The sequence below is a fragment of the Arthrobacter sp. B2060 genome (assembly GCF_059090445.1).
The window spans coordinates 597,109-618,927 of record NZ_JBNHFR010000001.1 but is presented as its reverse complement, the minus strand read 5'-3'; the positions used below and the strand labels follow the sequence as shown (position 1 = coordinate 618,927).

At 66.0% G+C, this 21,819-nt stretch carries 25 protein-coding genes; 10 read left to right on the top strand and 15 right to left on the bottom strand.

Features of this window, described 5'->3' with window-relative positions:
* Positions 1–14: 14 nt before the first annotated feature.
* The 6 genes from AC5RUM_RS02965 to AC5RUM_RS02940 form a co-directional block, all read right to left on the bottom strand.
* Positions 15–1,460 (bottom strand): hypothetical protein, encoded by a 1,446-nt coding sequence (locus AC5RUM_RS02965; RefSeq protein WP_494033525.1) that lies wholly within the window; start codon positions 1,458–1,460, stop codon positions 15–17.
* A 75-nt stretch (positions 1,461–1,535) separates the two neighbouring features.
* On the bottom strand, positions 1,536–1,895 hold the full coding sequence (locus AC5RUM_RS02960; RefSeq protein ID WP_494033524.1) for a hypothetical protein: 360 nt from the start codon (positions 1,893–1,895) through the stop codon (positions 1,536–1,538).
* 21 nt (positions 1,896–1,916) lie between these two features.
* The gene (locus tag AC5RUM_RS02955; protein ID WP_494033523.1) at positions 1,917–2,489 is read right to left on the bottom strand and encodes a hypothetical protein; all 573 of its coding nucleotides are present in this window, start codon (positions 2,487–2,489) and stop codon (positions 1,917–1,919) included.
* Complete coding sequence (locus tag AC5RUM_RS02950) at positions 2,486–3,034, bottom strand: hypothetical protein (protein WP_494033522.1); 549 nt, start codon at positions 3,032–3,034, stop codon at positions 2,486–2,488. The genes AC5RUM_RS02955 and AC5RUM_RS02950 overlap by 4 nt, the downstream gene beginning before the upstream one ends.
* Positions 3,035–3,081: 47 nt before the next feature.
* Positions 3,082–3,357 (bottom strand): hypothetical protein, encoded by a 276-nt coding sequence (locus tag AC5RUM_RS02945; RefSeq protein ID WP_494033521.1) that lies wholly within the window; start codon positions 3,355–3,357, stop codon positions 3,082–3,084.
* A 97-nt stretch (positions 3,358–3,454) separates the two neighbouring features.
* Positions 3,455–4,411 carry an NAD-dependent epimerase/dehydratase family protein gene (locus AC5RUM_RS02940; protein ID WP_494033520.1) on the bottom strand — a complete coding sequence of 319 codons (957 nt, stop codon included), beginning with the start codon at positions 4,409–4,411 and terminating at the stop codon, positions 3,455–3,457.
* A 71-nt stretch (positions 4,412–4,482) separates the two neighbouring features.
* Between AC5RUM_RS02940 and AC5RUM_RS02935 the strand changes: the two genes are divergently transcribed.
* Positions 4,483–5,091: a ScbR family autoregulator-binding transcription factor gene (locus tag AC5RUM_RS02935; protein ID WP_494033519.1), complete on the top strand. Its 609-nt coding sequence runs from the start codon at positions 4,483–4,485 to the stop codon at positions 5,089–5,091.
* Here the strand turns inward: AC5RUM_RS02935 and AC5RUM_RS02930 are convergent.
* The 3 genes from AC5RUM_RS02930 to AC5RUM_RS02920 form a co-directional block, all read right to left on the bottom strand.
* The gene (locus tag AC5RUM_RS02930) at positions 5,057–5,758 is read right to left on the bottom strand and encodes a hypothetical protein (RefSeq protein ID WP_494033518.1); all 702 of its coding nucleotides are present in this window, start codon (positions 5,756–5,758) and stop codon (positions 5,057–5,059) included. The two genes, AC5RUM_RS02935 and AC5RUM_RS02930, sit on opposite strands and share 35 nt — an antisense overlap.
* 8 nt (positions 5,759–5,766) lie before the next feature.
* The gene (locus AC5RUM_RS02925) at positions 5,767–6,057 is read right to left on the bottom strand and encodes an AfsA-related hotdog domain-containing protein (protein ID WP_494033517.1); all 291 of its coding nucleotides are present in this window, start codon (positions 6,055–6,057) and stop codon (positions 5,767–5,769) included.
* A 160-nt stretch (positions 6,058–6,217) separates the two neighbouring features.
* Entirely contained in the window at positions 6,218–7,261 is a 1,044-nt protein-coding gene (locus AC5RUM_RS02920; RefSeq protein ID WP_494033516.1) for an NAD(P)-dependent alcohol dehydrogenase, read from the bottom strand.
* Positions 7,262–7,454: 193 nt separating this feature from the next.
* Here AC5RUM_RS02920 and AC5RUM_RS02915 point away from each other — a divergent pair, with 193 nt between their 5' ends.
* Positions 7,455–8,273, top strand: coding sequence for an HAD family hydrolase (locus AC5RUM_RS02915; RefSeq protein WP_494033515.1), 819 nt, complete (start codon positions 7,455–7,457; stop codon positions 8,271–8,273).
* An 8-nt stretch (positions 8,274–8,281) separates the two neighbouring features.
* Positions 8,282–9,088: a glycerophosphodiester phosphodiesterase family protein gene (locus AC5RUM_RS02910; protein ID WP_494033514.1), complete on the top strand. Its 807-nt coding sequence runs from the start codon at positions 8,282–8,284 to the stop codon at positions 9,086–9,088.
* Positions 9,089–9,115: 27 nt separating this feature from the next.
* Here the strand turns inward: AC5RUM_RS02910 and AC5RUM_RS02905 are convergent, their stop codons facing one another.
* Complete coding sequence (locus tag AC5RUM_RS02905; RefSeq protein WP_494033513.1) at positions 9,116–9,574, bottom strand: hypothetical protein; 459 nt, start codon at positions 9,572–9,574, stop codon at positions 9,116–9,118.
* 179 nt (positions 9,575–9,753) lie between these two features.
* On the opposite strand from AC5RUM_RS02905, the gene AC5RUM_RS02900 reads away from it, so the two are divergent.
* Together AC5RUM_RS02900 and AC5RUM_RS02895 are read left to right on the top strand one after the other, a co-directional pair.
* Positions 9,754–9,978, top strand: a complete 225-nt coding sequence (locus tag AC5RUM_RS02900) for a DUF6480 family protein (RefSeq protein ID WP_494033512.1) — start codon at positions 9,754–9,756, stop codon at positions 9,976–9,978.
* Between the two features lie 91 nt (positions 9,979–10,069).
* Positions 10,070–11,896 carry a thiamine pyrophosphate-requiring protein gene (locus AC5RUM_RS02895; protein WP_494033511.1) on the top strand — a complete coding sequence of 609 codons (1,827 nt, stop codon included), beginning with the start codon at positions 10,070–10,072 and terminating at the stop codon, positions 11,894–11,896.
* A 48-nt stretch (positions 11,897–11,944) separates the two neighbouring features.
* On the opposite strand, the gene AC5RUM_RS02890 is transcribed toward AC5RUM_RS02895, so the two are convergent.
* Positions 11,945–12,535 (bottom strand): dihydrofolate reductase family protein, encoded by a 591-nt coding sequence (locus AC5RUM_RS02890; protein ID WP_494033510.1) that lies wholly within the window; start codon positions 12,533–12,535, stop codon positions 11,945–11,947.
* A 125-nt stretch (positions 12,536–12,660) separates the two neighbouring features.
* On the opposite strand from AC5RUM_RS02890, the gene AC5RUM_RS02885 reads away from it, so the two are divergent.
* Positions 12,661–13,785, top strand: coding sequence for a glycerate kinase (locus AC5RUM_RS02885; RefSeq protein ID WP_494033509.1), 1,125 nt, complete (start codon positions 12,661–12,663; stop codon positions 13,783–13,785).
* Positions 13,786–13,846: 61 nt separating this feature from the next.
* Here AC5RUM_RS02885 and AC5RUM_RS02880 read toward each other — a convergent pair whose 3' ends face one another.
* Positions 13,847–14,344, bottom strand: coding sequence for a DUF6328 family protein (locus AC5RUM_RS02880; RefSeq protein WP_494033508.1), 498 nt, complete (start codon positions 14,342–14,344; stop codon positions 13,847–13,849).
* A 176-nt stretch (positions 14,345–14,520) separates the two neighbouring features.
* Between AC5RUM_RS02880 and AC5RUM_RS02875 the strand changes: the two genes are divergently transcribed.
* Both AC5RUM_RS02875 and AC5RUM_RS02870 read left to right on the top strand, forming a co-directional pair.
* Positions 14,521–15,420 carry an SDR family oxidoreductase gene (locus tag AC5RUM_RS02875; protein ID WP_494033507.1) on the top strand — a complete coding sequence of 300 codons (900 nt, stop codon included), beginning with the start codon at positions 14,521–14,523 and terminating at the stop codon, positions 15,418–15,420.
* Positions 15,421–15,494: 74 nt separating this feature from the next.
* On the top strand, positions 15,495–16,040 hold the full coding sequence (locus AC5RUM_RS02870; RefSeq protein WP_494033506.1) for a hypothetical protein: 546 nt from the start codon (positions 15,495–15,497) through the stop codon (positions 16,038–16,040).
* Between the two features lie 59 nt (positions 16,041–16,099).
* On the opposite strand, the gene AC5RUM_RS02865 is transcribed toward AC5RUM_RS02870, so the two are convergent.
* Entirely contained in the window at positions 16,100–17,464 is a 1,365-nt protein-coding gene (locus tag AC5RUM_RS02865) for a uracil-xanthine permease family protein (protein ID WP_494033505.1), read from the bottom strand.
* 256 nt (positions 17,465–17,720) lie between these two features.
* On the opposite strand from AC5RUM_RS02865, the gene AC5RUM_RS02860 reads away from it, so the two are divergent.
* The gene (locus AC5RUM_RS02860) at positions 17,721–18,326 is read left to right on the top strand and encodes a malonic semialdehyde reductase (protein WP_494033504.1); all 606 of its coding nucleotides are present in this window, start codon (positions 17,721–17,723) and stop codon (positions 18,324–18,326) included.
* 189 nt (positions 18,327–18,515) lie between these two features.
* On the opposite strand, the gene pgm is transcribed toward AC5RUM_RS02860, so the two are convergent.
* Complete coding sequence (gene pgm, locus AC5RUM_RS02855; protein ID WP_494033503.1) at positions 18,516–20,165, bottom strand: phosphoglucomutase (alpha-D-glucose-1,6-bisphosphate-dependent); 1,650 nt, start codon at positions 20,163–20,165, stop codon at positions 18,516–18,518.
* 181 nt (positions 20,166–20,346) lie between these two features.
* Here pgm and AC5RUM_RS02850 point away from each other — a divergent pair, with 181 nt between their 5' ends.
* Positions 20,347–20,817: a DUF4190 domain-containing protein gene (locus AC5RUM_RS02850; RefSeq protein ID WP_494033502.1), complete on the top strand. Its 471-nt coding sequence runs from the start codon at positions 20,347–20,349 to the stop codon at positions 20,815–20,817.
* Positions 20,818–20,822: 5 nt separating this feature from the next.
* Here AC5RUM_RS02850 and AC5RUM_RS02845 read toward each other — a convergent pair whose 3' ends face one another.
* Positions 20,823–21,734: a glutaminase gene (locus AC5RUM_RS02845; RefSeq protein ID WP_494033501.1), complete on the bottom strand. Its 912-nt coding sequence runs from the start codon at positions 21,732–21,734 to the stop codon at positions 20,823–20,825.
* Between the last annotated feature and the right edge of the window lie 85 nt (positions 21,735–21,819).

Here is a 21,819-nt window from a genome sequence, read left to right as displayed (position 1 = left end):
TACCCGGCTCAAAGCTATCTCCGGGACAGGATTCTGTGCTTCAGGCAACGGTGGGCACCTCCTGTAAGTACGGCCACGTAGAGTCCCGCGGCGATGGTTGGATACATGTCTCCGAGCAAGCAGAGCCCGAGGACGGGAACTGCCAGGACAACTGATATGAAGGCGGCCGCTATGGAGGTCTCCATGGAACCGTCCGCCTGTTTGGCTGTGACGCGGCTGACTGTGTTGCCGATGATGCCGGCGGTAGCGATAGCCCACGGAATGAGAAACAGGGCATGGGGTACCGTGCCGGTGAGAACCCACACGATAACGGCCAGCGCCGGAGCGGCGAGCAATGCCAGCGGCAGCGTTTGGGTCAGGATGACTGCCCAGGCCAGCGTTCCGGCATGCACACCGGATTTCCAGGCGTAGCGCAAGCGGGGGAGGAGCCCGACAGGGTTGTTCCCTTTGGACAACAGTTCGGAGCCGACGAGGCTCACCATGAACACAACCAAGGCGGCGGCGCCCGGTATTCCGGGCACGGATTTGAAGAATTCCGGACGCATGCCGCCGATGTGGAGGCCGAGCACGGCGGAAGCCACCAGCAGCAGGCAGAGTCCCATTCCACGGAACAAGGCAAAAGACCTGTCTTTGGCGATGTTTATTGCCAGAAACCGCCAGAGGAGGGGAACCGGACGGGAGGCTCCGGACGCGGCGGGTGCCGTCGCTCCGGTTACTTGCCGGGTCACCGGGAAGGAATGCCGGTTCACGGTCCGGAGGCTATGGGCTGTTAGGGCTGCGAAGAGCGCCGTGGCTGCGGATGCACCCGGGATGGCCCAGTGTTCTGCGCCCCCCGCCGCTGCGTGTGCCAGGACCGGTGCGGCCTTGGCCGCGAGCAGCTCTGGAAGGATGCGTCCCAGCGCAAGCCCGGGGAGGGAGACGGCGACGCATGCGAGCGTGCCGAGAACAACGCTCCTGCCGGGGGTGCGCCGGGGCGGGTCGGCAGCTGCCAGCCTCGAACTTAGGGCCAGCCAGGAACCAGCGACGGCGAAGGGGACAATCCAGAGGACTCCGGACCAGGGGAGAGCCCGGCCGGCGGGCTCGTGGAGCACAATTAGTGCGGCGGCACACACGGCGGCTGAGAGTCCGAGCAACAGTACGGCCCGCGGCGCCGCTTCGAAAAAGAACACGTGGCGCATCTGGACGTCCGCGGCACGGTAGAGGTCCCGGTTCGGGCTGAAGCGCACGGCGAACCGGCGGGAGCTGAAGGCTTCGCGTGCCACGGCCCCGACTGCCAGATACAGACAGGCAGCCAAAGTTAACGCCATGACTGCAACCTGCCCGGGGCCTGTGGGTCCTGCCCCTGGGCCGGACAGGGCGTCGCGGATCAGCCTCAAGGCAAAGAGCGAGCCCGCCAGGACCGTCAGGATCAGGACAGCCCCGGCCCCGGCGCCCAGAACGGTCAGCGATCGGATGGACATTCGCCATCCCAGAACGGACAGCATTCTTACGCCCGCGAATTTATAGGCGGCTGTTCGACTACCCATGCTCTGCCGTCAGAGCCGGTTCAAGGATTTGTTCTGCGCAGCGTCCGCGTCCGTCACCAGCGCCATCGTGGCAGTGCCGATGCTGCAAATGACCCAGATCCACACGGGAATGTTCTGCGGAAATCCAAAACCGGACGCGCCGAAGAAGACGCCCCCGCTTAGCCCTGCGACGAGGAAGAGCCCCGTGTCTCGCTTGGGGTTCCTGCGTATCAGCAGCGCTGTCAGCAGGGCAGCGGCAGCCAAACCGACCGACGCCCAGACGAAGCCGGGGCTGCGGGGTCCGTCGAGGAATGCGAAGACTGTGCAGACAGCGACGCATGCCAGCGCCAGGCCGGTAATGATGGTGCGAAGAGCTGATGAGTAGATCAATGTGCGGACCTTTTCCTGATGTCAGAGTGCGAGTGATACGGCCGCGATGGCGAGTGAAGCAGCGAAGATGGCCACCACGGTTGATCGCGCGGCACCTTCCCATTGGCGGCGGAACATCCAGGGGATGCCCAGCCCGAGTGCGGCGACGTAGAGGAACGTCACCCAGTGGTCCTTGGGGGACGGGACGGAAAGTGCGAGACTGGCGAGCTGGACGCTGAGCAGCGACCCCGTGGCAACGGCCCCCAGAATCCCGATTCTGACGCGCCGTCCCCCAAGTCGGAGCCCCGGAAAGAAGGTGTTCTCCGCAATCGACGCCAGTGAGAAGTACACCGCCGCGAACACGGTTGAGAGGACCACTCCGAGGTAAAAGCCGATGTTCACGGCGAGTTCAGTCATCGCCGGATCCGTCAGGTCTTTCGCAGCGTCGGTTTCGGCGACCTTTCCTGTCACCGTGGCGTGCAATTGCTGGGTCCTGAACAGAAGCAGCACCAGCAGGACCACGACGGACGCTATCCAGATAGCCGGTGACGTGGACCGGCCTGCCCGCGGGGCGGGCGTAACGGTCTGGTCCTGCCTTTGGTCTACTGCGGTCATGTGGAAATTCCTTTACTGGCCACGACGGCGGTTTCGATTAGCGCGGCGAGCACGAGGATGGCTGCGGCGAGACTGAAGGTCTTGAGTGCCAGCGGGAAAACCGTCAAGTAGTGCTGCGCTGGTGAGATGCTTCGCTTCTCGGACAGAGCCGCCCGGACTGCGGCAGCTGCGGGCATCAGGCCGGCGCCGGCTGCTATCAGCAGTGCTGCGAATTCGACGGGAGCGTAGACCCAGATTGTTCCGAAGACCTCGGCGGGCCCGAGCTGTGCCGAGGCGGTCCGCATCGTGGAGCCGATGTAGATCGATGTCAGCGGCCAGGCAATCAGGGTTGAAATGCCGCCGGTGATGACACCGGAGAACGCGAGGCAGAGGGCGGGAAGATTCACCAGGAGGATCCGGCCGAGCACCGACCACCAGGGGGCAGCGGTCCCGTCCGGTGCCGGTGCTGGCGTCGTTCCGGCGGAGAGGTTTGTCTGAAACCCCGTGATGAACCCGCCCAGCATGAGCGCCAGGGACAGTGTCATGACGATGAGAAGCAGCGACATTTCACTGTTCCTGGCGCTCATACCCATTGCCGGTCGGCTATCGCCGGTTAGGCGATCGCCGCTTTCTTGCCGAACGCGGTGATTGCCCAGCGGGCGGTCGCGATGACAGCGGTTGCGATGCCCCCCGAAAGCGCCCCCATGACGATGGCCAACGCAATGCCCCCAACTTCCACTGCGGTGACGATCTGTGAGGCGAACGTCGAGGACAGGCCGAACATGCCGGCGATGTACATGACGCTTACGCTGGCCAAGGCCAGGCCGCTGACGCTCAGGGCACCGGCGATGGCGATCGACCGGCGTGAAACACGAGCAGTTGCTTCCATGATTTCTCCTTGAGAGATTGTTTTCGGGACCGGTCAGGTCCGCCCCCAAGGAGGAGCCTAAGCGGATCCTGATTTAAAAACAAGCCGGTTGGCCGGTTTAGTTTATCGCTTGGCTTGAGGGTGCGGCGCGGAGGTGGCTCCGGTACCAGTCCGCGGAGTCGCCGGTGAGGCCGAAGGCGCGGGGAAGGAGCCCTGCGTGCTGCCACGCGGTGTCGGTCTGGTACCAGTGGTCGGCTGTCAGGAGCGCACTCTGGTGGTCCGTGAAGCCTGCGGATCGCAGCATGGCGTGGGCCTCTGCCGGCGGCACCCGGGATTCGCGGTCCGGCGTTCCCAGTACGGCATTAAGTCGTTGCAGAAGTTTTTCGATGCTTTCCGGGGTGGGGTTGGCCGCATGGAAGATCCCGGTCGCCGGGTCTTCCCGGCAGGCCAGTGTGGATGCCATTGCCGCCAGGTCACGGACGTCGATGACGGACAGCCGCGACTTCCCTGTTCGCGGCGTCCCGTCAAGGATGCTGTTCATGCGCGCGAGGGCAGGTAGGAACCAGCGGTCTCCTGCCCCATAGGTCAATCCGGCGCGGATGACTGCGCCGCCGGATGACAGAACCAGCTCGTCAGCGGCGGCGCGGGTCAGTGACGTGGTGCTTTGGGGGCGGGGGTGTAGCTGTTCCGGGTCGGTGCCGGCGTGTGGGCCGGTTCCGTAGACCGCCATGGAACTCAGCTGCACGTAGCGCGTGATGCCTTCGTCCCGGCAGATCTGCAGGAGGTTGGCTGTTCCGTCGATGTTCGTGACGGCGGCCTGTAGCGGGTCGGTTCCGACGTAGGCTGCCGCGTTGATGACGGCCGTGGCACCGCGCGTCGCCTGGGCGATGGAGGCGAGATCAGCGAGGTCCAGATGGATCGTTTCGATATCGGGACCCAGTGTCGCTCCGGCCCTGCGCGAGGTGGCACGGACGGTGGCATGTGAGCTTCCGCCCATAGACTGGAGGATGTGCCGGCCGACAAATCCGTTTGCACCGACAATGAGCACGGTCGGTTTTGATGTTGTCCGGATCATGGGTTCTCCTGGCTGTTTCGGGGTGTGGCCGCGGCGGATTGCCGTTTGCCGGGTATGGAAAGGATGAGGTCGTGGCTCTTCAGGAACGGGCGGTCAGTACCCGGAACTCGATCATTGAGGGCGCGGCTGCCGTTTTTGAGTCCGCCGGTTACGGTCCCGCGAGCCTTCAGCTTGTGGCCGAGCAGGCGGGTGTAACGCGGGGTTCAATGTACTTCCATTTCAAGTCCAAGGAACTCTTGGCCCGCGCTGTCATAGACGCCCAGCATGAGATCACACAGAAGTCGGCGGAGCGTATTGTTTCCGCTGGCCACAGCCCCTTGGAGACGATAATTCTGCTGTGCACGGACTTTGCAGAACTTCTCTCGTCCCATCCCGTTGTGCGGGCCGGAATCCGGCTGACGCTTGAGTCGTCCGCTTTTGGCCACGCCGTCCAGGACCCCTATAGGGACTGGATGACGGTGGTAGAGGAGTTGACGGTCCGCGGCCAAGAGGCCGGTGAAATCCGGGAGAGCCTGGATCCAGCGGCTTTTTCCCGGTTCCTCGTGGCATCTTTCACCGGCGTCCAGATGGTCTCGAATGTGATGACGGGGCGGAAGGACCTCATGGACCGGGTTGGTGAGATGTCATCTCTGGTCCGTCTCGTGCTCATGCCGGAAGCAGGTAAAGCCCTTCCGGAGTAGGGCTAGGCAACCGGGCCGGGGCTGCGGGTGCGCGGCCGCTGGTCCCGGTCTTGAACCAGACGATGCATCTCATGCAGATCTCCCCCCCGGATCTGATTTCTGCGGTGGCGGTTCCCTCCTCGGAGCCGGCCATGGCGAATCCGGTCAGCACAACGAAGGCCTCATCCTCGGGCTCAATGAATTTCAGGAAGGTGGCATCGAAGGAAGCGAAATCCAGTGCCGGATTGGATGTCTTGGCACGCAGTGACTGCCGGACAGCCTCGACCTGGATCATGCCCGGAATGTGGTCAAGGCCATGGTCGTAGAGTGTCGGGCTGCCAGGCTCGGGGCGCAACGGCCACCGGCCATTACTGTCCTCCGGGCCGATGGTCACGCTACAGTCAAACGATTGTCCGACCTGATCACGGCTGAGAACCTCACCGGGCTGCCGCGCGGAAGCCGGGCGGGAGTTGCTCCTCATCCGCTGGTAGGTTCCCGCGGGCACCACGCGGGCACCGGTGGTTGCGGTGGCGAATTCCACACCGTCAGCGGTGAACGATGCCGCTACTTCGAAGGACGCCACGGCTCCGGTCCGGCCGTGGTCCAATGAGACGAATTCCAGCGATACCTTCACGCAGGTCGGTTTCTCGCGACTGCGCCGGTACTCCGGCCGGATGTGAACGGTCATGCCGGGCATCAGCATGACGTCCCCGAGGGGTGTCCGGCAATCCTGTGGGCGGCGCCGATGGCCGCCTGCCGAAGGGTTTCGGCCACCAAGGCCGAGTCAATCATGCCGGCCGGGTTGCTGTAGAAAACGTGAAGCCGCGGCCACTGGCTGGCGGCGATGCACCGGCGGGCGCCCGTTCGGCGGATGCCGGTGATGAGGACCCCGCTAATCGAGAGCCGGTGGACCAGGTCCCGAGGGACTGTCCTTTCGAACAGCCGCCCACTAAAAGAGCGCGCAGTTGTATCAAGATTCAAAGTCATGGTCCCCCCAATAAAACCAACGAATGGACTAACCATATCTGATGGATCGGGGGACGAGGACGTGTTGGTCGGTGGCTGTGGATTGGGTCCAGGACGACCCCGGTGGGGCGGCGCAGGCCTGGGCCGGCGCCGCCCCATCCGGTGCAACCACGGACCCCTGCTACCCCAGCGTCGAGGCGTCGATGACGAAGCGGTAGCGGACGTCGGAGGCGAGGACGCGTTCGTAGGCCTCGTTGATCTTCTCCGCTGGAATGACTTCGATCTCGGCGCCGAGCTGGTGTTCGGCGCAGAAGTCGAGCATTTCCTGGGTCTCGCGGATGCCGCCGATCGCCGAACCAGCGAAGGACCGGCGGCCCAGGATCAGGGAGAACACGTTCACCGGAAGCGGTTCGGCGGGTGCGCCGACGTTCACCAGTGCTCCGTCGAGGGTCAGCAGCTGCAGGTAGGAGCTGATGTCGATCGGGGCGCTGACCGTGTTGATGATCAGGTCGAAGGTCCCGGCGAGCGTCTCGAACGTTGCGGGCTCGCTGGTGGCGTAGTAACTGCCGGCTCCGAGCCGCAGGCCGTCCTCCTGCTTCTTCAGCGACTGGGAGAGGACCGTGACGTCGGCGCCCATGGCGGAGGCGAGCTTGACGGCCATGTGTCCGAGCCCGCCGAGTCCGACGACGGCGACCTTCTTGCCGGGGCCGGCGCCCCAGTGCCGCAGCGGGGAGTAGGTGGTGATGCCGGCGCAGAGCAGGGGAGCGGCAGCGTCGAGCTCGAGGCCGTCCGGGATACGCACGACGAAGTCCTCGGTGACCACCACGTGGCTGGAGTAGCCGCCTTGGGTGATGGTGCCGTCGCGGTCCACGGCACCGTAGGTGCCGGTCATTCCGTTGCGGCAGTACTGTTCTTCGCCCTTGCGGCAGTTTTCGCAGTCGCGGCAGGAGTTGACCATGCAGCCTACTCCCACACGGTCGCCGATCTTGTGCCGGGTGACCTCGGAGCCGATTTCCGTGACGACGCCGGCGATTTCATGGCCGGGCGCCAGCGGATACTGCTGCGGTCCCCAGTCGCCCCGGACCGTGTGGATGTCCGAGTGGCAGATGCCGGCGTAGCGGATTTCGATGAGGACGTCGTGCGGGCCGACGTCACGGCGTTCGATGGTGGTGGGGACGAGGTCCCCGGTCGCGGACGGGGCGGCGTAAGCATTGGCGGTAAGCATGGATCTCCTGATTAAGGATGGTTTGGTAGGGCGCCCTGCTTCATGGGTGGCCTCCGGGCAATCTATCGCGGGAGGAGGGCGGCAACATCCATACAACAGGAGTTTTTGCGGCTGAGGGAGTCTCTGCTGATACAGGTACTGGCAGAGCCTCCCTCGCGGCATCCGACATTTCCCGCCCACGTAGACTTGCACCATGCGGTTGGTAGCGAGTGACATAGACGGAACGATCCTTGGGCACGACGGGAAAATCAGTGACCGCACCGTCCGCGCGTTCCACGCCTGCCGGGAGGCCGGCGTCGAACTCGTCTTTGTGACCGGCCGCCCGCCGCGCTGGCTGCACCCCCTCGAGGAGCAGCTTGGCCACACGGGCACCGTCATTTGTTCGAACGGCGCCGTCGTGTGGGATCTCGAGGCCGGCCAGCTGGTTTCCGCCCGGACCATGGCCCTCCCGGACGTGTTCGAGGTCCGGCGGATTATCAAGAAACTGCGTCCCACCGCCCTTTTTGCCGCCGAAACCCTCACCGGCTTCCACCTTGAGCCGGGCTTCATCGAGAACGACACGAGCGAGCTGCTGTCCGAGTACAGCCCGGCCCCGCTCGCCGAGACGCTCGCGGCGGATGACGCCGTCGTCAAATTCCTTGCCATTGTCCGCGAAGGCACCGCGGATGACTTCCTTGCCGCAGTGGCTCCCGCCGTCGGGGATCTCGCCAACGTGACGCATTCGGCGCCCACCGTCGCCATGCTGGAGCTGTCTGTGCCCGGCATCAACAAGGCCGTCACCCTGGCCGAGTATGCCGCCTCGCTGGGGATCGCCGCCGCGGACGTCGTGGCTTTCGGCGACATGCCCAACGACATCGAAATGCTCCGCTGGGCCGGGCACGGGTACGCGATGGCCAGCGGCCATCCGGAAGCCATCCGCGCCGCCGGCCAGCAGGCGCCGCATTTTGACGACGACGGCGTGGCCCAGGTTCTCGAGGTAAAGCTCGCCGAGCTCGGCGTCAGCCTGCCGTAAGGACGGCTGTGACGCTGCCCTTCTTCTCGGCCCCGGGCGGAGGTGCCGGCAAGCCCGTGGCGATGGCCCACCGCGGCTTTTCGCTCGATGGCCTGGAGAACTCCATGACAGCGTTCAGAGCCGCCGTCGCACATGGCTACCGCTATCTCGAAACGGACGTGCACACCACCGCCGACGGCGTGGTCCTCCTCTTCCACGACGCCGCCCTTGACCGGATCACGGACCGGGTGGGACGGATCGCCGAGCTGACCGCTGATGAGGTGGCCAGGGCCCGCATCGGGGGGCGGGAAACGGTGCCCACCTTCGACGAACTCGTGGCGGCGTTCCCCGAGACCCGCTTCAATCTGGACGTCAAAGACTGGCATTCTGTCCGGAGCCTCGCGGAAGCCGTAGAGCGGCACGCAGTCCATGACCGCGTCCTCATCGCGAGTTTTTCTGACCGACGACGGCGGGCGGTCCTGCGTCTGCTGTCCCGCCGCACCGCGTCGTCCGCCGGGACTGCGGCGAACGCCGCCTTCGTGGCGTTGTCGCCGCTGCTGGCCGTCCCCGGGCTGCGCTCATTGGCGCAGGCGATACTGGGCCGCGTGCTGCGCGATGTGGACGCCCTGCAGGTGCCGGTCCAGTACCGCGCCATTCCCGTGGTGACGCCCGGCTTCGTCCGCCGGGCGCACTCCCTGGGGCTCTACGTGCACGTGTGGACCATCAACGAGCCGGCCGAAATGCACCGACTCCTGGACCTCGGCGTGGACGGCATCGTTTCCGACCGCGCCGACCTGCTCAGGGAAGTCCTGGAGAGCCGCGGCGCCTGGTCCTGACCGGCTTAGCCGGCCCCGGACGCCCGGCTAGCTCCGGCCCAGTCCGGTGGACGGATCCTGGTCGCCTTCGGAGGGGTCTGCACGGAGCTCGTCCGGATCGGGGTCAGGCAGGCCGGCGGAACCGGCGACGTCCCGGGGCACGTCAGAGCCCTCCGCCGCGCCGATGCCCCCCGAATCCTCAGCGCCGGTTCCTGCGCCGCTTTCGCCGGTCGCGGTTCCAGTGGTTCCAGCGGTGCCGGGTCCGCCGCTCGCTTCCGCACCGGGCCCCTGGGGCGTGTAAGTCGTCCGGCCTGATCCGGCACCCGGTGACGTGTCGCCGTCGTCGTCCATGGCGTTGGAGCCTTCGCTGATGGAGGAATGGACCTGGATGTCATCGTCCCTGGCGCCCGGTTCCGGCACGTGCGCATCGTCTGTTGGCTTGGACGTTCCCGCAAGATCCTCCATGGCGTTCTCCGCTGCTTTTCCAATGCTGTCGCCGATTCCCATCAGCTTGCTCCTTCAGTCGTCTCCCGGCTCGGGCCGGAGTTCGCGGCATCTGACTGTTCCAGCATTATCAGCATGCTTACAATTAGTCCAGTGTCACCGGGTATCCGGAGGACCAGGCTCAGAACGTCGAAGTCCGTTGTCATTCACAGACGACCCAAACCACGGAGGATCGCAGAAACATGAGCAGCTACCACCCCGAAAACGACCCCGCCAACCCTGACCGGCCCGGAGCCGCCGGCCGCGAACAACCCCGCGAAACCGAACGGGAAGACTCCGCCAGCTCACCCAACCCCGACCCGCTGAACGGCAACATCAGCGGCCTCGAGCCCGGCGGCGGTGTGCCCCCGGGCGAGACGCCGCCCGCCGAGGACCAGATGAGCGGCGACCAGGGGCACGAGGAATAAGCGCCCGGCGCCGCAGGCTGCAGTCGGGGCGGCGACCCGCCCGGCACGACGCATAGACGCACCCATAGACCGCAAGCAGGGGGAGAGTTCAATGGCAGACCGGCTGGTAGCCGATGTAATGGTGGAACGCCTCAAAGCGTGGGGAGTGAACAGGGTCTTCGGCTACAGCGGAGACGGCATCAACGGATTCATGGGGGCCCTTCGCCGGGCCGGGGACAGCATGCAGTTCGTCCAGGCCCGGCATGAGGAGACGGCGGCGTTCATGGCCGTGGGGCATGCCAAGTACACCGGCGGCGTGGGGGTGGTGACATCCACCCAGGGCCCCGGTGCAGTGCATCTCCTGAACGGTCTCTACGACGCGAAGCTGGACGGCGTCCCGGTGGTGGCCATCATTGGCCAGCAGAGCCGCAGTGTGCTGGGTTCGGCGTACATGCAGGAAATCGATCTCCTGACCCTCTTTAAGGATGTGGCCGCGCAGTTTGCCCAGATGGTCAGCGCACCGGAGCAGCTCCCCATGGTGCTGGACCGCGCCGTCCGGACGGCGCTGGAGACGCGGACCCCCTGCGTGGTCATCGTCCCGCATGACATCCAGAAAGCGCCGGCCCCCGAGCTGGAGCATGAGCACGGCATCATCGTGACGGCGCCGGAATGGCAGCCGGCGCGGGTGCTTCCCCACGGTGAGGACCTGGCACGCGCTGCCGACGTGCTGAACGCCGGCGGCAGGGTGGCCCTCCTGGTGGGCCAGGGAGCGAAGCATGCCCAGGACGAAGTGGTGGCCATCGCGGAAAAGCTGGGCGCGGGAATCACCAGCAGCCTGCTCGGCAAGCCCTTCGTTGATGAAACGCTCCCCTTTGCAGCGGGCACCATGGGGCACCTCGGCTCCACGGCCAGCGCCCACCTCCTGGGCAACTGCGACACCCTGCTGATCGTCGGTTCCAACGACCCCTGGACCGAGTTTTACCCGAAGCCCGGCACCGCCCGGGCTGTGCAGATCGACATCGATGGGCGGAAAGTGGGGAACCGCTACCCCGTGGAGGTGGGCCTCGTGGGGGACGCGGCGGAAACACTGCGGGAGCTCCTGGGGCGGTTGGGCGGCGGGACTGTGAGTGACCGGCGTGCCGGGGCAGGGCGGGATGATGCCCGCAAGCAGTGGCGGGCGGACGTGGAGGAGCAGGTCCGCAGCTGGCGTGCGCTGTCGGAGGAGCGTTCGCGTGTGCCGGCCACGCCGGTGAACCCGGAACTCGTGGTCCGCGAGCTCAACGGGAGGCTCCCGGGGAACGCCCAGGTGAGTGTCGACGTCGGCAGTTGCGTGTACTGGTACGCCCGCCAGCTGATCCTCCCGCCGGGCGTGCCGGCGCACCTGTCCGGGACGCTCGCCAGCATGGGGTGTTCCATTCCCTACGGGATTGCGGCGAAGCTGGCCCGGCCGGACCAGCCGGTGGTGGCGCTCGCCGGCGATGGTGCCATGCAGATGGCGGGCGTGGCTGAGCTCGTGACCGTGGCGCACCGCTGGAGACAGTGGGCCGATCCGCGCTTTGTGGTGTGCGTCTTCAACAACCGCGAGCTTGCAGAGGTCACCTGGGAACAGCGGGAAACGGAATCCGAGCCGCGGTTTGCTGACAGCCAGGAGATCCCGGACTTTCCGTACGCGGGCTACGCAGAACTGCTGGGCCTGACGGGGATCCGGGTGGATGCCCCGGAGCAGTTGGCCGGTGCCTGGGAGCGCGCGTTCGATGCCGACCGGCCGGTGGTAATCGAGGTCCTGACGGATCCTGACGTCCCGCTTCTTCCGCCCTTCCCGGCGGGCGCAGAGAAGCTGGACGGCATGCGGTCCGCCCTCGCAGCGGAGGGCCTCTCCGGCGCCGGTGCCGGAGAGTTGCTGAACACGTACGCCGGACAGGAGGAACGGCGCGGCTGAACCCGTCCAGTGACGGCCGACCAGTGACGTCCAACGATTGTCAAGTTTTCAGCGGATGACCCGGTAGCGCACGTGGGTGACGAGGCGCGTACCGCTCACTTCCGTCGGCTCAAGCTGCAGGTTCCCGACGCCGTCCAGCAGCCGCTCGCCCGCTCCCAGGATCATGGGCGCCGTGTGGAGCCGCAACTCGTCGATCAGCCCCGCCGAGAGGTATTGGCGGGCGGTCTGCGCTCCTCCGGCGATGGCCACGTCCTTGTCGCCGGCGGCCTTCCTCGCGTGTGCCAGCGCCGATTCGATCCCGTCGGACACGAAGTTGAACGTGGTTCCGCCCTGCATCTCCAGGGGGCTGCGGGGATGATGGGTGAGAACGAACACGGGTGCGTGATAGGGCGGTTCCTCACCCCACCATCCCCGCCACTTCTCATCCCACGCCCCGGGCCCTGCAAACATGTTCCGACCCATGATGTAGGCGCCGGCCTCGAGGATGCCGTCGATCTCGGCTGCGTTGGACTCGGGTTCTTCGAACATCCATCTGTGCAGGAGCTCTCCGCCCTCGCCGAGGGGGTCCTCCGGGGTCTGGTTCGGGCCGGCGACGAATCCGTCGAGGGAGATGGTCAGATCACACGTGACTCGGCTCATGCGCCCATCATGCCACCCCTCGGCGGTTCGGGTCAGGCCGGGCCGTCCCACCCCGCGGCCGCAGCCGCATGCCCACATAACGGAATCGGCAAGCGTGCTCCCGGGGATGCTGGCAGGATGGAGCCATGCGCATCCTCATCGCCCCGGACAAGTTCAAGGGTTCCCTCACCGCCGTTGAAGCCGCCGCCGCCATCGCCGAAGGCGCCCTCCGCGTCTATCCCGACGCCGTGGCCACGCAGTTCCCGGTCGCCGACGGCGGCGAAGGAACCCTCGAAGCCGCGGTCTCCGCCGGCTATGAGGAGCGGCTCAACGCCGTCGTTGGCCCCATCCTGGCGCCGATCGGCGCCGCCTGGGCATTCCGGAAAGACGCCGCCGGCCGGGCCGCCGCAGTCATCGAGACTGCCCAGGCGTCAGGCCTGGCCCACATGGAGCCGACGCCGGAAAACGCCCTGCGCGCGCACAGCTACGGCTGCGGCCAGCTTATTGCCGCGGCTCTGGACGCCGGCGCCACGGAGATCGTCCTGGGCGTCGGAGGTTCGGCCATGACCGACGGCGGCAGCGGCGCCCTGCGTGCACTGGGCCTCAAACCCCTGGACGCCGCCGGGAACGTGGTGCCGCTCGGCGGCGGAGCGCTGGCGGACGTCGTGGCAGTGGACGCCTCCGGACTGGATCCCCGGCTGGCCGCCGTAAACTTCCGGATCGCCGTCGACGTCCGGAATCCACTGTTCGGCAACACGGGCGCCGCCCATGTCTTCGGCCCCCAGAAGGGCGCCGACGAGGACGCCGTGGAGAAGCTCGACGCCGGCCTGCGCAACTGGGCGTCCGTCCTGCGGGAGGCGACCGGCCGGGACGTCAACGTCCCTGGCGCCGGAGCGGCCGGCGGCTTCCCGGCGTCGTTCCTGGCATTTACCCAGGCCACGCTGGAAGGCGGCTTCGCACTCGTGGCCGGGCTGACCGGACTGGCCGGGCAACTCAAGGAAGCCGATCTGGTCATCACCGGCGAAGGGTCCATGGACTCGCAGTCACTCACGGGAAAGGCGCCGATCGCGCTCGCGGACGCCGCCCGGGAGCTCGGCATTCCGGTGATTGTCGTGGCCGGGCGGATCCTGGTCACGCCCGAGGACCTGGCCGGTCACGGCGTGGTGGCCGCGGCGCAGTTGCTGGACGTTGCGCCCAGTACGGAAGAAGCCATTGCGAATGCGGGCAAGTACCTGACCTGGGCCACTACCCAAGTGCTGGAAGGGGCCTGACCCTTTCTGGTCTGGCCTTTTGGGTTCGGCCTTTCTGGTTCGGGGCCAGTCCGGGGCGCATTCAGCCGTTCGACTTCCGGGCCTTCCGGTGCAGGTGCAGGGGGACATAGACCAGGAGGACGATGAGCACGAGCAGCAGGATTGCTCCCGCGCTGAGGCCGGCAGCGCGTCCGGCTGTGACGTCAAAAACGAGGGCGGCCGTCCCTACGCTGAGCGCCCCCACACCACTCAGGGCGATCTTGGTGATGTTATCCCCGCTGCTCACCAGGGTTTCCTTGAGCCGCTTACGGAAGAGCCGGCGGTGCACGCTCACCGGAAGCAGGATGAAGGCGGTGGTCAGGGCCGCCAGCGCCACGTTCACCAGGTACAGGTTCCGCTGAAAGTCATCGAGGGTCTCGAAACGGTCCTGGAACGGCAGCGTCAGCAGGAAGCCCGCCAGGATCTGCACGCCGGTCTGCAGGACGCGCAGTTCCTGGATCAGCTCCATCCAGTTCCGGTCGAGCTGTTCCTCGCGGGTCTCGTTCCTTCCGCTGCCAGCGGGGGCGTCCGGATCTGTCATGCATCCTCCTCCATCTGGCCTGACGGCTGCTGTGTGCTCCAAACCTAGGCTCTGCGATCCCGGAATTCAACAACTGCTAAGTTTACTGACTATGTTTTGCCAAGCTGTGGACTTGGTCCTCGACACTGCGTTAGGTTCGAAGGGCCGGACACGGCAAAGCCTTGGAAAGGTGGACTATGAGTGACTCAGAAAAGCAGCCCGACCAGCCCAGGGATCCCCGGGGCACCTACCACGCAGGCCCTTTTCCCCAGCAGGAACAGAAGCAGCCGGGCCTCACGGCCCCGATGGATCCGCACCCCGACCATGGCGAGCTGAGCTACGAGGGCAGTGACAAGCTTCGGGGCAAGGCCGCACTTATCACGGGCGGCGACTCGGGCATCGGCAAGGCGGTGGCGATTGCTTTCGCCCGGGAGGGCGCGGATGTCGCCATCTCATATCTTCCGGAGGAGGAAGAGGACGCCCGGGATACGGCCGATTGGATCCGCAAGACGGGCCGGCGGGCTCTCCTTCTTGCAGGCGACGGGCGGAGCGAAGAGTTCAGCACGAAGATCGTGGACGACACCGTGGCGGAGTTCGGGCGGCTCGACGTGGTGGTGCTCAACGCCGCCTACCAGAAAAACCGGGACAGCTTCGAGTCCCTGCCCACCGAGGAGTTCGACCGCGTCTTCCAGACCAACCTTTACTCACTGCTGTGGACGGCGCGCGCTGCCGTGCCGCACCTGACGGCAGGTGCATCCATCATCACCACGGCATCGATCCAGGCATTCAACCCGTCACCGGGACTGATCGACTACGCCATGACCAAGGCGGCGCAGGTTGCTTTCACCAAGGCGCTGGCGCAGGAACTGGGACCCAAGGGCATCCGGGTCAACGCCGTGGCGCCCGGCCCCATCTGGACTCCGCTCATTCCTGCCACGGAGTGGCCGGACAAACTGCCAAAGTTCGGCCAGGACACGCCGCTGCAGCGCGCAGGCCAGCCCGCCGAGCTCGCCGCGGCCTATGTCCTGCTGGCGTCCGACGCCGGCTCGTACATCTCCGGGGCGGTGCTTCCTGTCACCGGTGGCAAGGGGCTGTGAGCAGGGGCAATGCGGGACGCTAGCTTTCCAGTGATTTCCAGCCAACAGTAATTTCCAGCAATCAGGAGGACCACATGAGCCAGGACAACCAGCACGCAGCCCCTGAAGAGGAAGCCGGAGGTTACGGCACGCCAACCGTGGAGCAGGAAATGGGCGGAAAGCGGTTCGCCCAGCCCCGCGAGGAGGAGGACTTCGACGAAGCGGGGCTGAACCAGGACAGCCCGGAGGGCGAGAGGTTCGACACGGGCACCCCGAACCTCAGCCACTTTGCTGAAGAGGACCAGGACAGCGCGGGCGAACCCGGTGCCGGCCGGTTCGGCGGAACGGACGAACAGCTGCACGCCGAGGGCGACATCAGCAGGGCAGGCTTCGACCCGGCGCCGGGGGAGTCCCCGCTTCCCCGCGACGCTGATGCTGCGCCAGCTGCCGAGGAGGGCACCGATACCGCGGTGCCGTCCACTGAGGCTGAGATCGGCGAGGGCACTGCCGATGAGCAGGATTCGGACCGGTTCTCCTCGGAGCCCGCCGAGGAGGCCTCCGGCCTGCCGGACGGAAGCGGCAACGATTTGCCGCAGGAGAAGTCCCCTAATGACGAGGACGAAACGTTCGACGCCGGATAATTTCGTTCCCCACGCGGCCGGCTGGGCTCATCACTGCGCGGGGCCCAGCCCGCCGGCGCCTACCGCTTCTTGGGTGGGCGTTTGGCCGCGGCCTTAATGGCTGCCTTGGCTGCCGGAGGAAGGCCCTGATGTGCTGCCGGCCCTTCGGTTTCCGGCTCGGCCGCGGTGCCCCGGGCCCTGGCGATGGCCTTCATGCCGTGATAGATGGCCAGGGCAGCCGCGGAGCCCAACGCAATGCCGGTGAACTTCAGGTCCCCGACAGTCCACGTGTAATCGGCGATGCCAATAATCAGCGCGACGGCGGCGGTGGTCAGGTTCACCGGGTTGGAGAAGTTGACCCTGTTCTGGACCCAGATCTTCACGCCGAGGATGCCGATCATGCCGTACAGCATGGTGGCGGCGCCGCCCAATACGCCCGGCGGCACCGTGGCGATCAGTTCGCCGAACTTGGGTGAGAAGCTCAGGAGGATGGCGAAGATGCCGGCCACCCAGTACGCGGCCGTGGAATACACCTTCGTGGCGGCCATGACGCCGATGTTTTCCGCATAGGTGGTGGTGCCCGATCCGCCGCCGAAGCCGGCCAGCACCGTGGCGGCGCCGTCAGCAACGAGGGCCCGGCCCGAAACGCCGTCCAGGTTCTGGCCGGTCATCGCGGAAACGGACTTCACATGGCCGATGTTTTCCGCAACCAGCACCAGTACGACCGGAACGAAGAGGCCCACCACTCCCAGATGGAATTCGGGCGTCTGGAAATGGGGCAGGCCGACCCAGGCCGCGGCGTCCATCTTGGCGTAATTCACCTCGCCCCGGAACATGGCGGCGAGGTAGCCCACCAGTACGCCCACGAGAATGCTGAGGCGGCCGACGATCCCGCGGAACAGGACGCTCACCAGGATGATGGTGACGAGGGTGATGAGCGCCGTCACCGGGGCGGCGTCGAAATTGTTCTTGGCCGCGGGCGCGAGGTTGAGGCCGATCAGCGCCACGATTGCGCCGGTGACAATGGGCGGCATGAGCCTGTTGATCCAGCCCGCGCCGAACTTCTGCACGATCGCGCCGATGAGTGCCAGCCCGGCGCCGGCCATCACGACCCCGCCGAGGGCGCCGGGGACGCCGAACTGCTGCTGGGAGGCCATGATGGGCGCGATGAACGCGAAACTGGAGCCAAGGTAGCTGGGCACCCGGCCCTGGGTGATCACGAGGAAGAGGAGCGTGCCGATGCCGGAGAAGAACAGCGTGGTGGCCGGCGGCATCCCCGTGATGATGGGCACCAGGAACGTCGCGCCGAACATGGCCACGACGTGCTGCATGCCCACACCGATGGTAATGGGCCAGGTGAGCCGTTCTCCGGGGGCAACCACTTCGCCGGGGCGGACAGCTTTGCCGTTGCCGTGCAGCTTCCATTTGGTTCCGAGCATGCTCATTGCCGGGGCCTTTCCGAGGGGTTGCCCGAGGGAGGGGCTGGATCTTCCGGTGCAACAATACCGCGCTGGTGCCCCGCGCGAGAGGGCATGCGCCGTTGAACAGGCGCCGTCGCTGCAGGGGAACGGAGCAGTGTGCCAAAGCTCACTCCCTGTAACGGGCCGTCATGGGAAGAGCACGGTTCCGCCGCCGGTTGCAACCATGGAAAGCAGTACCGCCACGGCCCGGACGGGGCGGCGCCAATCGAGAGGGAAACGAATGACCATTGCCCATGAAGAAGCCGTGATCGATTCCGCAGCCGTGGACGCGATCTTCGCCGAGGCCCGTACGGCCCATGCCTTCACCGGAGAAGTCACCGAGCAGCAGGCCCGCGCCATCTATGAACTGACCAAGTTCGGCCCCACCGCGTTCAACTCCCAGCCGCTGCGGGTCACATACGTGCGCTCGGCCGAGGCCCGCGCCAAGCTCGTGGACGCTCTCTCCAATGGGAACCGCGCCAAGACTGCCTCCGCCCCGCTCGTCGCCATCCTCAGCTACGACACCTCATGGCAGGAGCAGTGGGAGAACTTCCTGCCCGGCTACAACGCACCCAAAGCCATGTACGACGCCTCCGCGGACCTGGCGGCCGCCACGGGCAACAACAACGCGCACCTGCAGGCGGGCTACTTCATCCTCGCCGTGCGCTCCCTCGGGCTCGCCGCAGGCCCCATGACCGGCGCGGACTTTGCCGCCATCAACAAAGAGTTTTTCCCGGCCGGAGAGCAGAAGAGCTTCCTGGTGGTCAACATCGGCCAGCCCGGACCCGATGCGTGGGGCGAGGCCAAGCCGAAGTTCGCCTACGAGGACGTCGTCCGTACCGTCTAAGTCTGATTAGCCAGCGTTTGATTAGTCCGGAGCCTGATTGGCCAGACGGATCCGGCCCTAGACGCGCGATTGCCTCCGGCAACATGGGGGACATTCCGGAGGCAATCGGGGCAGTATTTCTGCAGCCGAAGCTGCAAGGCATGCATCCGGGCCCAGTCCAAGTTTAGACCTGTTGCGCCCGGTTAGCTCCTAGGAAATCACGCCGTCCACCAGCGCCTTGGCTTCTGCCTGGACCTGCTTCAGGTGGTCCGCGCCCTTGAAGGACTCGGCGTAGATCTTGTAGACATCCTCGGTCCCGGACGGGCGGGCAGCGAACCAGGCGTTCTCCGTTACCACCTTCAGACCGCCGATGGCTGCCCCGTTGCCGGGTGCCTCCGTCAGCTTCGCGGTGATCGTCTCGCCGGCCAGTTCCGTGGCGGTGACGTCCGACGGCGACAGCTTGCCAAGCGCCGCTTTCTGCTCGCGTGTGGCGGCGGCGTCGATGCGTGCATAGACCGGATCGCCGAACTGGTCCGTGAGCCCCTTGTACAGCTGCGACGGCGACTTGCCGGTGACCGCGGTGATCTCCGAGGCAAGCAGCGCCAGCAGGATGCCGTCCTTGTCGGTGGTCCAGACGCTGCCGTCGATCTTGTTGAACGAGGCACCGGCGGATTCCTCGCCGCCGAACGCGCCCTCGCCGGACAGCAGCCCGGGAACGAACCACTTGAAGCCGACCGGCACCTCCACGAGCTTGCGGCCGAGGCTTCCGGCGACGCGGTCGATGATGGAGGAGGACACCAGGGTCTTGCCGATGACAGATTCCGGGTTCCAGCCGGTGCGGTGCCGGTACAGGTAGTCGATCGCGACAGCGAGGTAGTGGTTCGGGTTCATCAGCCCGCCGTCCGGCGTGACAATGCCGTGGCGGTCAGCGTCGGCGTCGTTTCCGGTTGCGACGTCGTAGCTGGCGCCATCGGACATCCGGTTGATGAGCGACGCCATGGCGGACGGCGAGGAGCAGTCCATGCGGATCTTCTCGTCCCAGTCCAGGGTCATGAACGCCCACTGCGGATCCACGGTCGGGTTGACCACGGTCAGGTTCAGGTGGTGGCGCTCGCCGATCTCACCCCAGTAGTCGACGGACGCGCCGCCCATGGGATCGGCGCCGATCCGGACGCCCGCCTCGCGGATGGCATTCAGGTCAAGCACGGAGGGGAGATCGTCCACATAGCTGCTGAGGTAGTCGAACTTGCCCGTGGTCTCGGCTTCGAGGGCTTCCGCCACCGGGATCCGCTTCACGCCGCGGAGGCCGTTTTCCAAAAGTTCATTGGCGCGGTTGGCGATCCAGCCGGTGGCGTCCGTGTCTGCGGGTCCACCGTGCGGTGGGTTGTACTTGAAGCCGCCGTCGGCGGGAGGGTTGTGGCTGGGCGTGACCACGATGCCGTCAGCCTGCGGGGCGCCGGCCGGGGCATTGCGGTTATAGGTCAGGATGGCGTGGCTGAGGGCGGGGGTGGGGGTGTAGCCGTGGCGGGCGTCGATGAGGACTTTCACGCCATTGGCAGCCAGGACCTCGAGGGCGGAGTTCTGCGCCGGTTCACTGAGCCCGTGCGTGTCTTTGGCCAGGAACAGCGGGCCAGTGATGCCCTGCCCTGCCCGGTATTCCACGATCGCCTGCGTGATGGCCACGATATGCGCCTCATTGAAGGACGCCTTCAGGCTGGACCCGCGGTGTCCGGACGTTCCGAACGCCACACGCTGTCCGGGATCGGTCAGGTCAGGTTTGACGTCATAGTACGCATCCAGAAGAGCGGTCAGGTCAACAAGGTCTTGGGGTTGGGCAACTGTGCCCGCGCGGCTAGCCATGGCACCAGCATGCCAGACGACGGCGGGGGCGGAACACGGCACGTCCGAAATCCGGTCCCTATGACGCTGAAATGTCGAAAACAATGCGGACCAGGCGGTTTTAGGATAAATAAACACCCGGGGTTTAGAAGCCGTTGGTCGGCTGTAATGTTTTGTTTAGGACATTGCAGAGGGGATTCCCATGACAGAACCGCGCCATAACGGAACGGACGGCGATCCAACACCGAGCGGCTACGAGCCGCCGTCGTACATTCCACCGCAGGGTTCGGACATCCCCGCGCCGCCGCAGTACACGCCCTATGGCCGGCAGGGCCAGGAATATGGACAGCAGTACTACCCGCAACACGGCCAGCAGTACGCCGGTCCTTATGGCCAGCCGTACTACGGGATGCCGGCGGAGCCGAAGACGCTGAGCATCGCCAGCCTGTGCTGCGGCATCGCCGTGTTCGTGGGATTCGGCTTTATCGTCCTGCCGCAGGTTGCGGCCGTCATCCTGGGGCACATGGCACTTCGGCGTGAACCCTCTGGCCGCGGGCTCGCCATTGCCGGCCTCGTGATGGGGTACATCGGCCTTGCTCTTACGGTGCTGGCAATCATTGGGCTGGCGCTGCTGTTCAGCGTCGCGGCCACCAGTTCCTACACCAACGCCTGAGGCCGCTAGAAGATAGACCAGCCGGTGCGGGTGGTGAACTCGTCCAGGGCGGCGACTCCTGCCACGGAATTCCCTGAGCGGCCCAGCCCAGGGCTCCAGACACAGATGGTGCAGTTGTTGGGCACTACCGCGATGATTCCACCGCCCACCCCGCTCTTGCCCGGAAGACCCACCCGGTAGGCGAATTCGCCGGCAGCATCGTAGGTGCCGCACGTAAGCATCACGGCATTGATGCGCTTGGTCTGGGCCGGGGAGAGCACCGCGCTGCCATCGGCAGCCAGTCCGTTGCGGGCAAGGAAGCTGCTGGCCACGGCCAGATCAGCGCAGCTCATGGCGAGGGAACACTGGCTGACGTACGCGTCGAGAACGTCTTCCACCGGATTGTCCAGGTTGCCGCAGCTGGCCAGGAAGTGCGCCAGCGACGCGTTCCTGTTGTTGTTCCTGGCCTCGGATTCGGCCACTACCGCATCGATGCCGATGGAACCGTTGCCGCTTTCGGTCCGGAGCAGATCGCGGACAGCCGTATGGGGGTTGTCGGCGATGCTCAGGAGCCTGTCGGTGACCACGAGCGCTCCGGCGTTGATGAACGGATTGCGCGGTATTCCGTCTTCATGCTCCAGCTGGACCAGCGAGTTGAACGGATTGCCGGACGGCTCCCGGAAGACCCGCTTCCAGATCCTGTCGCCGTCCCCGGCGAGCACCAGCGCGAGGGCAAACACCTTCGAGATGCTTTGGATCGAGAACGGCACGTCAGCGTCACCTGACGAAAACACCTCGCCGTCACCGGTGGCCACCGAAATTCCGAACTGGCCGGCGCTCACCGCTCCGAGTTCGGGGATATAGCCGGCCACCTCACCCTGGCCAATGTGGGGTGTGACCGAGCCGGCGATGTCGTCAAGGAGGTTTTGGATGTCCATGGCGGAGGGTTCTCTTCTGTTTCAGGGCACGGCAATGGTGCCGGCTGTTGGCGAATGGTGTTCGTGCTTGGCTGGATGGCGGCGC